Origin of the sequence: Flavobacterium sp. N2550, assembly GCF_025947265.1 — a bacterium.
GTDB lineage: Bacteria > Bacteroidota > Bacteroidia > Flavobacteriales > Flavobacteriaceae > Flavobacterium > Flavobacterium endophyticum.
Genome location: NZ_CP110007.1, coordinates 575,651 through 589,472, shown reverse-complemented (window position 1 = coordinate 589,472; position 13,822 = coordinate 575,651). Strand labels below are relative to the sequence as shown.

The following is a 13,822-nucleotide window of genomic DNA, read 5'->3' as shown; positions in this document are numbered from 1 at the left end:
ATGAAAATAGCCTTAATCCAAGCTCCCTTGATTTGGGAAAACCCACAAGCTAATCGTGAGTATTTCGAAGAAAGAGTTAATTCAATCGAGCAAGAAATAGATCTGATAATTCTTCCAGAAATGTTCACGACAGGATTTACAATGAATCCAAAAAATGTGGCAGAAACAATGGAAGGCGAAACGATTTTGAAGCTAAAAGATCTCGCAAAAAATAAGAACACAGCCATTACCGGAAGCCTTATTGTTGCTGAAGAAGAAAAGTATTACAACAGATTGATTTTTGTTTTTCCATCAGGAAAAATTGAATATTATGACAAGCGACATCTTTTTTCATTAGCGGGAGAAGAAAAAATTTATACTTCGGGAAAAGAAAAACAAATCGTAGAATATAAAGGCTGGAAAATCTGTCCTATGATCTGTTACGATCTGCGTTTTCCTGTTTTTTCCAGAAATACAGAAGACTATGATTTGCTTTTGTATGTCGCCAATTGGCCAAAACCACGTACAAATGCTTGGGATATTTTGTTAAAAGCACGTTCGGTAGAAAATATGTGCTACACGCTTGGTGTCAACAGGATTGGTTTTGATGAAAGTGGACATGAGTATATAGGGCATTCGCAAGCCATAGATTTTTTAGGCAATACCATTATAAATGCAGAAGAATCTGAAGGTGTTTTCATTGCCGATTTAGATAAAAACGTAATGCTGGAAGCCAGACATAAGTTCGGTTTCCTTAACGATAGAGATGCTTTCGAAATTGTATAGCGTCAATCGCCGAGATTTACCGTTTGGTCTACATCCCAATTGGCTCTGACATCAATAGCAGTAGGATAATAAATTACTTCTTCGGGCTGTCGTTTTTCTAGATAGCTTCCGGTATCCCAAATCTTGTTTTTATTCTCGTCATAAATTACGCGTAGCGTAAAAAGATTAGGCTGCAGTCCCATAAAATCAATGATATCCTTGCCGTCGGAATATTCAGAGGCAATAAGTTCCCCTTTGGAATTGGTAATTTCTACAATAACAGGATAGTGTCTGACATTCTGTAATCGTATTCGAAGATTCCCATATTCGGAAATATTTTGGGTCTTGAGCTTGTAATCCAAAGTGTCGTTTGCTTGTTCCAAATAGTCTGTAAAAGCGCCAGGAAATGCCGTAATGGAATAGCTTTCCAAAGGCTCTTTTTCAAAATCGATTTTTACTTCCTGATTAAATTCGTCATATTCTGTCGTAAAAGGCACTGCTATCGAATCCTTGTTAATCAGTTTTATTTTAGAATTGTCAATTTTGCTCAAAGGAAGGGTTGAATTGACAGTAAATCGGTCGCGGAAATGCAACGTGCCGCTTTGTACCGCTTGGAAATTCAGCGTGTCTTTTTTCTGATTCTTGATTTTTACGGTAAACTCCTTGCTAAAACTCTCCTTGTCTATTTTTAAGCTCAAAGAATCCGTTTTTATCGGATTGAACCAGACCTGAAGAGAATCTTTTTTTGGCATCTGCGTAACTTTTATCGGGAGCTCCTGACTTCCATTTTTTAGCGTAAGCATGACATTTTTTGAATCTCCTTCATACGGAACTACGATTCTGTTGTTTGAAGCCTGATACGGCTTTAATCCTTTAAATGGCACAAGCTCGTTAAACAACTCCATTTCGTAAATAGTGTTATTAGGAAGAGTAACAAACTCTTTATGGAAAGCGATCTTGTCCTTGTTCGGATTGAACTTAAAGTTATTGTTGTAGTCTTTCATCGCAACCAGCAGGTATTTTCCTTCCTTTAGGTTTTCTAGCTTGAAGGTCTTGAGGCTGTCCAAAGTATTCGTGATGTATCTCGGATTTTCTTTGTAGATGATAGAATCGGTAAACGTTTCATTTACTTCATATAACATCACCGAAACAAAATTTTCGACATCTTTTGTATATGCATCTTTGATAAAGCCTTGCAACGAAAGCGAATCGATATAGCTTCCCGTCGAAAATACATATTTGAATTGCTGGTACGGATTGTTTTCGTTATTGTCTTGAATACTGCTTCCGAAGTTGAAGCTATAGGTCGTATTTGGCTGTAAGGTATCCTTGATTTTGATCGTAATAAATTTGCTGGCATTCGTAGGCGAAACGATAGGCGGATATTTCATCGGCGGCGAAATAATCAGCTGTTTGTTTACATCCTTGATTTTTACATATTCGTCAAAAGTAATCTTGATTTCCTTTACGTTGAAATTCGTACTGAAATTTTTTGGCGTACTATAACGAAGTACAGGAGGAAGAGTGTCTTTTAAGCCCCCGGTAATATTGCCTCTTTTTGCGCAACCCACCACCGATAGAGCTAAAATGATATATAAAAATGCAAACCGAATTCTAAACATCAGGAAATAATTTATGTACAAAATAACAATTATATTTAGAGGTAACGAAATCTTTGCGAAAATATATTTCAGCAGCTAAGGTTTTCATTGCTAATACGTATACGCCATAGCCACAATGCTGATTTTTGCTCCTGGAATTTTCAGCAATGCTTTGGCACACGCTTCAATCGTCGTGCCGCTGGTGATGACGTCGTCGATCAATAAAAAATGCTTGTTGTAGTGTGCCTCTGTGAAGGTTACGTCGAATAAATTTTTCTTGATTTCTGTCCTCCCGAAAAAACTTTTCTTAGTCTGTGTTTTGGTATGGAAATTCCGATGCAAGATAGTGCCGTCATATTCAATAGCCAAGATGGATGCTAATGCCCTGCCGAACTCTTCTACTTGATTGTAGCCTCGTTCCTTGAGCCGTTTCTTATGCAAAGGCACAGGGATTATAACATTAAAATTTTTTGCAATTTCTAAAGTTTTTAAATCTTCAGCATACCATTGTCCCAGCATAGTACCGATTTCCTGATGGCTTCGGTATTTTAGATTATGAATCAGCTCTTGCACGATTCCTCTTTTATGGAAATAAATCATGGCCGCTCCGAATTCAATAGGAATCCTGCCGTAAAACTTTTTGATTATTTCATTTTCGGTCTCAAGATGATGATTGGTCAAGGGCAATTCATGTCGGCAGGAAGTACAAATTACATTTTCATTCGACTGAATAAACGAACCGCAGCCTAAGCATAATTGCGGGAAGAATAGGTTGAATAGGCTTTTAAACATTTTTAATTGGTTTGTATAGAGTAGCTTAAAAGTATAAAATTTTTAAATAAATAAGACGTATAGTTTCAGTTTTTCGGATGATTATAAAGTCTAATTTACATTCTGCAAAGTTGTTTGATTAATTGCTTTGTATTTTAAGTATTTGATATGGTGTTGTTTAATAATTTTTTAAGAAATATAAAGAAGTGATTTTGGATGCAATACTGTTAAAGACTGTTAGTCAAGCCCTTTTATTAACTGTTAGTCGATTATTTTTTGAAAGCATATGCTGTTGGTTTAATTTCACGAAAATTTTTAGAAACCATGCCTTTCAAGCCTGCTTTGTCTTTTGTAACTATAACCGCCACAATATCCATCTTGACGGTAGCTATCCTTGCCGTAAAATTATGTGACATGAAGACAGAAAAAGAGAGCCTATCACATAATATGGCTATTGATAAAAAGGCACATAATAATGAGATTAGTGAAATTTTAGTGCGTTATGACGCAGTACTGCAACAAAACCTGCGATTAGAAGCAGAAATTGAAAAGCTAAAAAATCAAACCTTGCAAATTGATGATTCCGTCAAAAGCAGCTACCAATCTTCGCTGAATATCCTTAAAAGTAACATTTCCACGCTGACCAAAGAAACTGACACCAAAAGCACGCAGCTAGAGACATTGAATTCGATCTTGAAGCTAAAACAGCAAGATTTTGAAAACAACAAAAGAGAAATCGAAAAGCTCAATGCCAAGATAAACCAGTTAGAGTTGGAAATCACGGCAAGTCCTGACTCAAAAGCAGAAAAAAGAAAACTCAAGGCTTCCAATGTAAGCGCAGTAGGAATAAGGATTGTTTCTGAAAAAATTCTGGAAACCAAAAAAACCAAAAACACAGAACAGATTAAAGTCTGTTTTACGCTTGGAGAAAATACTGCAATCGAAAAAGGCGCGAAAGAAATATTTATCCAGATCATTAATCCGAAAGCCAATATCGTAAGCAAAAATAAAGCCTCTGTCGAAATCAAGAACAAGACACTTTTTTATAGCGCAAAAACAAGTGTCAACTACGAAAAAGATGATGTCGATGTTTGTGTTTTTATTGAAGCAGGCAAGCAGCATCTTATAAAAGGAAATTACAATATCAATATATTTTCCGGTGCAAATCTTATAGGAAATACGAATCTTCTGCTCCTTTAAACTTTCTAGTTTAAAAAATTAACAATTCCCGCAATTTTCATTCTCTTTTTATATTTTTGCACTATGGCAAAACAAGACGATTTATTTAAAAATGTAGTTTCGCATGCAAAAGAATACGGATATATTTTTCCGTCAAGCGAAATTTACGATGGTTTAAGCGCAGTGTATGACTACGCACAAAACGGAGTTGAACTAAAAAAGAATATCCGCGAATATTGGTGGAAAGCAATGGTGCAAATGCACGAAAACATTGTAGGAATTGATGCTGCAATTTTAATGCATCCGACTACATGGAAAGCTTCGGGCCACGTAGATGCCTTCAATGACCCGTTGATTGATAACAAAGATTCAAAGAAAAGATACCGTGCCGATGTTTTGATTGAGGATTATGCCGAAAAATTAAACCAAAAAGCACAGAAAGAAATCGAAAAAGCAAAAGCCCGTTATGGAGATGCTTTTAACGAACAAGAATTTATTGCTACAAACGCAAGAGTTGTAGAATATAAAGCAAAGCAAAGAGAAATCCTTGAAAGAATGGCGCGTTCTCTTGAAACTGAAAACCTAGAGGACGTGAAGGCCCTGATTGAAGAGCTTGAAATTGCTGATCCAGAAACAGGTTCCAGAAACTGGACTGACGTAAAGCAGTTCAACTTGATGTTTGGAACGAAATTAGGGGCTTCTGCAGAAAGCGCGATGGATTTATACCTTCGCCCGGAAACAGCACAAGGAATTTTTGTAAACTTTCAAAATGTCCAAAAAACAGGAAGGATGAAAATACCTTTCGGAATCGCTCAGACTGGAAAAGCGTTCAGAAATGAGATTGTAGCCAGACAGTTTATATTCAGGATGAGAGAATTCGAACAGATGGAAATGCAGTTTTTCGTGAAGCCAGGTGAAGAAATGAAATGGTACGAATATTGGAAAACGACACGTCTGAATTGGCATCTATCTCTAGGCTTAGGACAAGAAAATTATCGTTTCCACGACCATGAAAAACTGGCACATTATGCCAATGCGGCGGCGGATATCGAATTTAATTTCCCTTTTGGATTTAAAGAGCTAGAAGGAATCCATTCTAGAACTGACTTCGACTTGAAGGCGCACGAACAACATTCAGGCAGAAAGTTGCAGTATTTTGATACCGAAACCAACCAGAATTATGTTCCTTATGTAGTGGAAACCTCTGTTGGATTAGATAGGATGTTTTTGGCAGTTTTCTCGAACTCACTAAAAGAAGAGACTCTCGAAGACGGATCGACCCGAACTGTTTTGAGATTGCCGTCTGTTTTGGCACCGACAAAAGCAGCTGTTTTGCCGTTGGTTAAAAAAGACGGACTTCCAGAATTGGCACAAGAAATTATAGAAGACCTGAAATGGGATTTCAATGTTGCCTATGACGAGAAAGATGCTGTGGGAAGACGCTATAGAAGGCAAGATGCACTTGGAACACCATTCTGTATTACAGTAGACCATCAGACTTTAGAAGATAAGACGGTAACTATTCGTCATAGAGATTCTATGAAACAAGACAGGGTGAAAATTTCTGAACTAAAAGATATCATCAATAGAGAAGTTTCGATGAAGACTTGGCTTATGAAAATGTAAAAATTCACTATTTTAAAAATACAAAGAGGCTGACCTTTATTGGAAAGCCTTTTTATTTTCCTGAATTTTTATTTTACATAATAAATTGGTTTCGCTGTGCAGGCGGCTAAAAAGACGTACTTTATCGGATTTTTTAAGCCGTTAAAGTATTATATCAACAATAATTAAGAATGTATTAACAACAACTCTATTTTTGCACCAAATAGATTAAATTAGTTGATGATTTTATGTTATAAAATAATGAAAATGATTCTTTTAAATTAAAATCCAGTTGATAAAGAACCGTTTTTAAGTTAATATAGTCCCCAAAACTACTATTCCCATCCGGTTTAAATTTATTTTACTGACTTAATCACGATGCTCTGACAAAATAAGCAACCATTTAATGGATTGCTTTTCCAAAAACAAATTTTGTTACCAGCAATTGATGAGTTATTCGTACGTTATCATTAACGATAATCAAGAGAATGTTTTGAGCATCCAAGGTATGGCCGATGGATTCCAAAGCCTTCACTTTGCTGCATCTGCGAATAATTATGACGATGGCTTGAATGCCATTTTGGAATACCAGCCCCAATTGGTTTTTTTAGAAATCGATCCGAAAGATAAAGCAAGTAAGCTTTCGCTTTCGCTGATTAATGAATTGTATCGTTATCTCAAGACAATTCCCAAAATTGTCGTTACTGCCAAAAATGGCAATCTAGCCTTAGAAGCAATAAAGCATGAGGTTTTTGATTATCTCGTAGCCCCATTCGAATTGAATGATTTCCGAAAGACCGTATTGAAATTTGAAAAGAGCATTTCTTTACCAGTTTCGAATGTTCCGACTGAAACAATACAAAAGCCGCTTGTCATAGATAATGACCAGCCCTTAAAAGTGCAACCAGAACAACTGACTATCTGCATAAAATCTTACGGAGACTACCGATTTATCGACGCAAAAGATATTCTTTATTTCCAGGCAGATAATAATTCTACCGACATCCATCTAAACAATGGCGAAATGATTACGGCATTCAAGACGCTAAAACATTTTGAAAATGTCCTGCCATCGCAATTTTATAGAATACACAACAGCTATATTGTCAATATAAATTACGTTTCCAGAATCCACACCGGAAACACGGTCTGCTATATTAAAAATACTACTACAAAGCTTCCGTTCTCTAAATCCTACAAAGCAAATGTCGATCAAATTATTGCAGTCATCTCCAGTTCAAATTATCTGGAAATCTAAAAGAGCGGCAATCTAATTTTTTCTTTATTCTCCTTTTTTATTTCGTAATCCCGCTATTTATAAGGTTTTAGGGCTTTTTTAAAGGCTATTTATTGCTTAAAAAACAGCAAACTCTTGAAAATGGGTCATTCACTCTCAAATTGGTATCATCTACTCACAAACGGCCTCATTCTACAATAGAGGCTAGCAATTACTACAATAACTGTCAGATGCTCAGTAGTTTTACACCGTGAAAGTCAAACATCACACCCTAATTTCAAGAACAAATCTTACACATATTCATTAAACCACAAATGAAAACATTATGAAAAAAGCGATTTTAACATTCGGATTATTCTCTTTTACTTTTTTATTATCAGGACAAGGTAATACTGATACAGGAAATCAAGGAGCAGGAGGAAATAAAAAATTAGATGGTATAACTGCAGTGAACAAAGAGCTGTCGGCTAATGCGAAATTGAACTTAACTCTTTCAATTGATACAGGAAATCAAGGAGCAGGAGGAAATAAAAAATTAGATTACTAAACTACTAGTAGTTCTTTAAAATAAAAAAAACCAACACTTTGTGTTGGTTTTTTTTATTTCTAAACTGCAAAAACTTATAATAGTTTTTGCTTTTGAACATTAAAATGATTTATAAAAAGAAACAATCATGTAATTTATTCAATTGTGATATTTTTATGTCAATAGTTTTATTATTTTTGGGAACAAACTTTCCGACTATTGAAAAAAAATACCTACTTGTTTTTCATGCTTGGTCTCTTGCTTTTTGGATGCTCAAAGACGAAAGATAATTTTTCCGAAAAAAGCGTTTCAGATACTCTTGATTCTTATTTACGTTTAGCAAATGAAGACACATTGCCTTATGAGAGTAGGTTTGACTACAATAAAAAAGCATTTGCAATTATAATTAACCAAGATAACGATTCTATTAGCCGGAAAAATTTATTTAAGGTTGCGAATAGATATTTCAATATGAATAATATTGAAGAATATCAAAAAATTTCAAAAATCATAATAGAAAAATCCAAACAAGGTAATGATACGCTGAGTATAGCTAAAGCATATAGTTATCTTGGAGATTATTTTGGATTCAAATCTATTTCAGATAGTGCGTTTTTATATTATTCTAAAGCTGAAAAATTATATAATAAAATAGGGAGTAACCCTAATATTGCTAAGATACAGCTTAATAAGGCTATTTTACAGTATAACGAAAATGAATTTTTAGGTAGTGAAATTTCTGTATTTCAAGCCATAAAATCCTTAAAAGGAGAAAATAATGATGAATTGCTGTATGAAGCCAATAACCTTTTAGGTATTCTTTATAATGAGTTAAATGAATTTGATAAATCGATAGAATATCATAATAAGGCACTAGAGATATTAAAATCAAATGCCGTACCAGCAGAATACCAATCCAAGGCCACTTCTTTAAATAACTTAGGAGTCGTATATCAAAAACTGCAAAACGACAAAAAAGCCATTGTTTATTTTGAAAGTGCTTTAAAAGAAAAGAATCTATTTCAAGAAAAACCTTTTATATATGCTATGTTATTGGACAATATTGCATATTCAAAATTTAGGTTGAATGAGTTTGATGAACTCCCCGGGATGTTTTATAAAGCGTTGAAAATTAGAGATAGTCTGGATGTTACCTCCGGAATTATAATTAACAAAATACATCTTTCCGAATATTATGCTGAAAAGAATGATACTGTAAACTCTAGAAAATATGCAAGAGAAGCATTAAAGCTGTCAAAATCATCTAATAGGCAACGTGATGTGCTAAGCTCATTAAAGCAGCTTTCAAATGTAGAGCCATTAAAGAGCTCCCTGTATTCTAAAGAATATATTAGAATAAACGATAGCCTTCAGCAAACTGAGAGAAAAGTCAAGGATAAATTTACGAGAATTGAATTCGAAACGGATGAAATTATCCAGCAAAATGATAAGCTAGCCGAACAAAACAGAAACATACTTTTCTTTTTCGGATTGGTTGTCATGATCGGAGTTCTTCTTTTTGTCATTAAAAATCAGCGGTCAAAAACCAAGGAGTTGATGCTCAAGCAAGCGCAGCAAAAAGCCAATGAAGATATCTATAATCTGATGTTGTTCCAGCAGAATAGGATAGAAGAAGGACGAGCTAATGAAAAGATCAGGATTGCTCAAGAACTTCACGATGGAATCTTAGGAAGATTATTTGGCGCTCGTCTAAATTTAGACAGCTTGAATAAAAGACAAGATGCTGAAGCTATTGTCAGCAGAAACAATTATCTGGTAGAACTTAAAAATATAGAGCAAGACATCCGCGAAATATCACACGACCTGAATCGCGAAAAACATGCGCTTAATAATAATTTTATCGGCATCGTCAACAATCTTATCGAACAGCAAGAAACGGTTTCTCAAGCCAAGGTTTCTTTTGTAGTCGATATGGAAATCGAGTGGGAAAAAATAGAAAACTATATTAAGATCAACTTGTATAGGATCCTTCAAGAAGCCTTGTTGAATATAAATAAGTATTCCCAAGCAGAAAATGTTAAGATTGAAATAGTAAAACAAGAAAAGACCCTGAGATTAATAGTGTCTGATGATGGTGTCGGATTTTCAGTAAGCAAAAAGAGCAAAGGCATTGGCTTACAGAATATGCTTTCAAGAGCGAATGCCTGTGAAGGTACTTTTGATGTGAAATCAAAACTAGGAAAAGGAACTATTATTACCGTCACATTCCCAATGGAAACCAATCAAAAAATAACATAACCCTATGGCAAAAAAACTAAATATTCTGATTGTCGATGACCACCCCTTTATTATCGAGGCCTATAAGAATACGATTGCAGGATTTCATCCGTCTGATTTTGAGTTTAATATAACCCAGGCAAACGACTGCAAGTCTGCGTATGAAATCTTGACCAGCCCGACAATGATTCCGTATGATGTTGCTTTTTTTGATATCAGCATGCCACCTTATCAAGAAAAAAATATCCTATCAGGGGAAGATCTGGCCAAATTGATGAAAACGGTATTGCCGACTTGCCGCGTCATACTGCTCACAATGCATACAGAATCGCTAAAAATAAACAATATCATCAAGACGATAAATCCCAACGGGCTTATCATCAAAAATGATCTGACTTTTGACGAATTACTAACGGCATTCGATAAAATATTAAAAAACGAAAACTATTACAGTCAAACGGTTGTCAAGTTCGTAAGCCAGCAATCCAGCGATAGCAATCTTATTGATGAATACGATCGCCAGATACTCTACCACCTGTCAAGAGGTGTAAAGACAAAAAACATTCCTTTGCATACGCCACTATCGTTAAGCGCCGTTGAAAAAAGAAAGCTAAATCTTAAAGACCTGTTCAAAATCAAAGGAGGGAATGATGAAGACTTGATCAATGAGGCGAGAATCAGAGGCTTTATTTAAAATTATCTCTTTGACTTTAAAATAATTATACGGTTTAACCGTAAAACAAATGCGGGAAAACCGCAAACAATCTGCTTCAATTAGCAGTAATTTAGCAATGTAATTTTGAGTTAGAATAAATTAGGCCGAACCTCCTAGTTTGATTCCTTAAGAAAAAAAGCTGTCTTTTAGATGATAAAAGGCAGCTTTTCTGTTTTATTATATTAAGAGGTTTTTTTAAAACTGTTGTACGGAAATGTTTACGGGAAAACCGTAAAACAAATGCGGGAAAACCGCAAACAACTTTATTTCGTAATTGTTAGTTTTACAATGTAATCAAAACAAAAGATTTTTTTAAAAAAGTTAAAAGCCTAAGAACGGACCAAGCAGCAGAATAATACATAATACCACCCTTTTGTCAGCCCCCAAAATTGACTTAACCTACAAATTTTATCAGCTAGCTTGCAATTTCCAAAAAAAAATAAAAATGCGGTAACTCCCCAAAGTGCCGCTTTTTTTATGCCTTTTGAAGTTACGGCTAAACCGTAAAACAAAAACTGGAAAACCGTAAAATATATGCGGGAAAACCGCAAACATGATAAACGCCTGTTCGATAATTTAGCGTTCAATACAAAGTGAGAATTCGATGAAGATTAAAACCGTAATCATTATAGCCACATTTACAGTTTTGTTATGCTGTAAAAATGAGACAAATATTAAAAATAGTTCTATGCGTACAGCAAAGACCCATGAAGCCAAAGATTCTTCAGAACAGAAGAAAGTAGCCATCATAAAAAACAATGAATATTTCTTATTGAACGATAAGAAAATGGATCAATGATTTGATTGTTAGAATGATAAGTTTGAAATAAAGAGCTTTTACGGGAAAACCGTAAAACAAATGCGGGAAAACCGTAAACAACTTATGAGTTCCTGATGTAGTTTTACAGTGTAATAAAGTATAAGTTTTTTCATTAAAGAGATTAAAAGTAAAACCCAAGAACGTAATAAGCAGGAAAGACCAGTAATACCACCCTTTTGTCAGCCCCCAAAATTGACTTAACCTACAAATTTACTGCTTATCCAATTGGAAAAATAAAAAAAGCGATGATCCCCAACCATCGCTTTTTTTTTATCTTATAACGTTCTATTCCAAATCTTAATTATCTAAAGCATTCCAGCCTCTAGCTTTTAAAGGTATTTTGGTATTTGCTCTGGTTATCAGATGAATGCCTTCGCTTTCTTCAACCATGTGTCCGATAACAGTAAAATTTGGATTTCCTTTAATTTTATCAAAATCATTCATAGAAATGGTAAAGAGCAGTTCGTAATCTTCTCCGCCATTGATAGCAACCGTCGTGCTGTCGATGTTGAATTCTTCGCAGACACTGATTAACTGCGGATCTAAAGGCAGTTTTTCTTCGTATAAATTGCATCCAATTCCAGATTGTTTGCACAGATGAATGATTTCTGAAGACAACCCATCAGAAATGTCAATCATCGAAGTCGGTTTTATTTCTAAGGCATGTAGCAGCGTTCGGATGTCTTTTCTGGCTTCCGGCTTTAACTGTCTTTCGATGATATAGGTATACGCGTCTAAATCAGGCTGGTTGTTTGGATTCACTTGAAATACTTGCTTTTCTCTTTCCAAAACTTGCAATCCCATATAAGCCGCTCCAAGATCGCCCGTAACGACAAGAAGATCGTTTGATTTAGCTCCATTTCTGTAGGTAAGCTCGGCCTCGTCGGCTTCACCAATAGCAGTAATGCTGATGATTAATCCTTTTTGAGAAGAAGTCGTATCACCGCCGATGACGTCTACATTGTATTCTTTTGCGGCCAAAGTTATCCCGTCAAATAATTCTTCAAGAGCTTCTAGCGGAAAACGATTCGAAACAGCGACTGAAACCGTAATCTGCGTAGGTTTTGCATTCATAGCATAAATGTCAGACACATTCACAACGACGGATTTGTATCCTAAATGTTTCAAGGGCATATAAGCCAAATCAAAATGTACGCCTTCAATAAGCAAGTCGGTTGAAATAACAGCCTTTTTATCTTTAAAATCTAAAACAGCAGCATCGTCTCCAATGCCTTTCAGAGTAGACGATTGATTGATTTCGAAATTTTTTGTCAGGTGTTTAATAAGCCCGAATTCTCCTAAATCGGATAAACTTGTGCGCTGCGGATTTTTATCTTCAATCATTATAATATTTCTATGAATTTAAATGCAAAGGTACAAAGTTTGGTCGTGAGAGTGCATTTTAAAATTTATACGAAGGTTCTTCTTTTTAAAAAGAAGTTTCAAAAGAGTAACAAAATCATTCTTTCCCCGTCTAACTGATATAATCAACCAAAATACTTACAAATTATGAAGCTTAAAATTAACAACTTAAGTAAGACGTATAAAAACGGCGTTAAGGCTTTAGATAACTTAAATCTAGAAATTGGTTCTGGAATGTTTGGCCTTTTAGGGCCGAATGGAGCAGGGAAATCATCATTGATGAGAACTATAGCCACTTTGCAGAAACCAGATTCTGGAACGATTGAATTTGAAGGAATCAATGTTCTGGAAGATAACATCGCTTTAAGGAAAATTTTAGGCTATCTGCCTCAAGAATTTGGCGTTTATCCAAATATGTCGGCAGAGAAATTGTTGGATTATTTTGCAAGATTGAAAGGCATTTCTTCAAAAACAGAAAGAAAGGAACTGGTAAAAAAAGTGTTGGAAGTAACCAATCTTTATGACCAGAGAAGCAAATACGTAAGCGGCTATTCAGGGGGTATGAAACAGCGTTTCGGAATTGCACAATTGCTTTTGAATAACCCTAAATTAATCATCGTTGATGAACCTACAGCCGGATTGGATCCTGCCGAACGTCACCGTTTCTTGAATGTATTGAGAGAAATCGGAACCAACCATACCGTTATTTTTTCTACTCACATTGTTGACGACGTAAAAGAATTATGCCACGAAATGGCCATCCTAAACGGTGGAAAAATCTTGGCTCAAGGCACTCCAGAACAAGCCGAAGAAAACCTAAAAGGTCAAATATGGACGAAAATAATTACACGTGAAGAATTAGAAACTTACGAGCGTGATTTTAATGTAATTTCTTCAAAATACAACCAAGACAATACCTTGAATATTAAAGTCTATAGCGCAGAAAAACCTAACGAGACTTTCGTAGCGGCAACACCGCAATTAGAAGATGTATATTTTGTAGCACTTAAATCAGACCAATAAT

Annotated in this window: 12 protein-coding genes; 8 read left to right on the top strand and 4 right to left on the bottom strand. The window is 35.2% G+C overall.

Translation table 11 applies throughout. The annotated features are described in order from the left end of the window. Nucleotides 1–765 carry an amidohydrolase gene (locus tag OLM56_RS02580; RefSeq protein ID WP_264528212.1) on the top strand — a complete coding sequence of 255 codons (765 nt, stop codon included), beginning with the start codon at nt 1–3 and terminating at the stop codon, nt 763–765. Nucleotides 766–767: 2 nt separating this feature from the next. Here OLM56_RS02580 and OLM56_RS02575 read toward each other — a convergent pair whose 3' ends face one another. From OLM56_RS02575 to OLM56_RS02565, 3 genes are all read right to left on the bottom strand, one after another. After that, nucleotides 768–2,366 (bottom strand): Ig-like domain-containing protein, encoded by a 1,599-nt coding sequence (locus tag OLM56_RS02575; protein ID WP_264528211.1) that lies wholly within the window; start codon nt 2,364–2,366, stop codon nt 768–770. A 90-nt stretch (nt 2,367–2,456) separates the two neighbouring features. Then, complete coding sequence (locus OLM56_RS02570) at nt 2,457–3,137, bottom strand: ComF family protein (RefSeq protein ID WP_264528210.1); 681 nt, start codon at nt 3,135–3,137, stop codon at nt 2,457–2,459. A 248-nt stretch (nt 3,138–3,385) separates the two neighbouring features. After that, complete coding sequence (locus OLM56_RS02565; RefSeq protein WP_264528209.1) at nt 3,386–3,532, bottom strand: hypothetical protein; 147 nt, start codon at nt 3,530–3,532, stop codon at nt 3,386–3,388. Between OLM56_RS02565 and OLM56_RS02560 the strand changes: the two genes are divergently transcribed. The 6 genes from OLM56_RS02560 to OLM56_RS02535 all read left to right on the top strand — a co-directional run bounded on the left by OLM56_RS02560 (nt 3,531) and on the right by OLM56_RS02535 (nt 10,595). Beyond that, nucleotides 3,531–4,316 carry a hypothetical protein gene (locus OLM56_RS02560; protein WP_264528208.1) on the top strand — a complete coding sequence of 262 codons (786 nt, stop codon included), beginning with the start codon at nt 3,531–3,533 and terminating at the stop codon, nt 4,314–4,316. The two genes, OLM56_RS02565 and OLM56_RS02560, sit on opposite strands and share 2 nt — an antisense overlap. A 63-nt stretch (nt 4,317–4,379) precedes the next feature. Beyond that, nucleotides 4,380–5,921 (top strand): glycine--tRNA ligase, encoded by a 1,542-nt coding sequence (locus tag OLM56_RS02555; protein WP_264528207.1) that lies wholly within the window; start codon nt 4,380–4,382, stop codon nt 5,919–5,921. A 427-nt stretch (nt 5,922–6,348) separates the two neighbouring features. Further along, nucleotides 6,349–7,158 carry a LytR/AlgR family response regulator transcription factor gene (locus OLM56_RS02550; RefSeq protein WP_264528206.1) on the top strand — a complete coding sequence of 270 codons (810 nt, stop codon included), beginning with the start codon at nt 6,349–6,351 and terminating at the stop codon, nt 7,156–7,158. 304 nt (nt 7,159–7,462) lie between these two features. Beyond that, nucleotides 7,463–7,684: a hypothetical protein gene (locus OLM56_RS02545; protein WP_182492973.1), complete on the top strand. Its 222-nt coding sequence runs from the start codon at nt 7,463–7,465 to the stop codon at nt 7,682–7,684. 198 nt (nt 7,685–7,882) lie between these two features. Continuing rightward, nucleotides 7,883–9,922: a tetratricopeptide repeat-containing sensor histidine kinase gene (locus OLM56_RS02540; RefSeq protein WP_264528205.1), complete on the top strand. Its 2,040-nt coding sequence runs from the start codon at nt 7,883–7,885 to the stop codon at nt 9,920–9,922. 4 nt (nt 9,923–9,926) lie between these two features. Next, the gene (locus tag OLM56_RS02535; RefSeq protein WP_264528204.1) at nt 9,927–10,595 is read left to right on the top strand and encodes a response regulator; all 669 of its coding nucleotides are present in this window, start codon (nt 9,927–9,929) and stop codon (nt 10,593–10,595) included. Between the two features lie 1,138 nt (nt 10,596–11,733). Here the strand turns inward: OLM56_RS02535 and thiL are convergent. Further along, nucleotides 11,734–12,780 (bottom strand): thiamine-phosphate kinase, encoded by a 1,047-nt coding sequence (gene thiL / locus OLM56_RS02530; protein WP_182492972.1) that lies wholly within the window; start codon nt 12,778–12,780, stop codon nt 11,734–11,736. 165 nt (nt 12,781–12,945) lie between these two features. Here thiL and OLM56_RS02525 point away from each other — a divergent pair, with 165 nt between their 5' ends. Beyond that, nucleotides 12,946–13,821 (top strand): ABC transporter ATP-binding protein, encoded by an 876-nt coding sequence (locus OLM56_RS02525; RefSeq protein ID WP_121375498.1) that lies wholly within the window; start codon nt 12,946–12,948, stop codon nt 13,819–13,821. The last annotated feature ends 1 nt before the right edge of the window (nt 13,822 follow it).

Bases quoted from the DNA above. Each gene is read 5' to 3' on its own strand.
- OLM56_RS02580 (WP_264528212.1), top strand. From the start codon at position 1: ATGAAAATAGCCTTAATCCAAGCTCCCTTGATTTGGGAAAACCCACAA.
- OLM56_RS02575 (WP_264528211.1), bottom strand. From the start codon at position 2,366: ATGTTTAGAATTCGGTTTGCATTTTTATATATCATTTTAGCTCTATCG.
- OLM56_RS02570 (WP_264528210.1), bottom strand. From the start codon at position 3,137: ATGTTTAAAAGCCTATTCAACCTATTCTTCCCGCAATTATGCTTAGGC.
- OLM56_RS02560 (WP_264528208.1), top strand. From the start codon at position 3,531: ATGAAGACAGAAAAAGAGAGCCTATCACATAATATGGCTATTGATAAA.
- OLM56_RS02565 (WP_264528209.1), bottom strand. From the start codon at position 3,532: ATGTCACATAATTTTACGGCAAGGATAGCTACCGTCAAGATGGATATT.
- OLM56_RS02555 (WP_264528207.1), top strand. From the start codon at position 4,380: ATGGCAAAACAAGACGATTTATTTAAAAATGTAGTTTCGCATGCAAAA.
- OLM56_RS02550 (WP_264528206.1), top strand. From the start codon at position 6,349: ATGAGTTATTCGTACGTTATCATTAACGATAATCAAGAGAATGTTTTG.
- OLM56_RS02545 (WP_182492973.1), top strand. From the start codon at position 7,463: ATGAAAAAAGCGATTTTAACATTCGGATTATTCTCTTTTACTTTTTTA.
- OLM56_RS02535 (WP_264528204.1), top strand. From the start codon at position 9,927: ATGGCAAAAAAACTAAATATTCTGATTGTCGATGACCACCCCTTTATT.
- thiL (WP_182492972.1), bottom strand. From the start codon at position 12,780: ATGATTGAAGATAAAAATCCGCAGCGCACAAGTTTATCCGATTTAGGA.
- OLM56_RS02525 (WP_121375498.1), top strand. From the start codon at position 12,946: ATGAAGCTTAAAATTAACAACTTAAGTAAGACGTATAAAAACGGCGTT.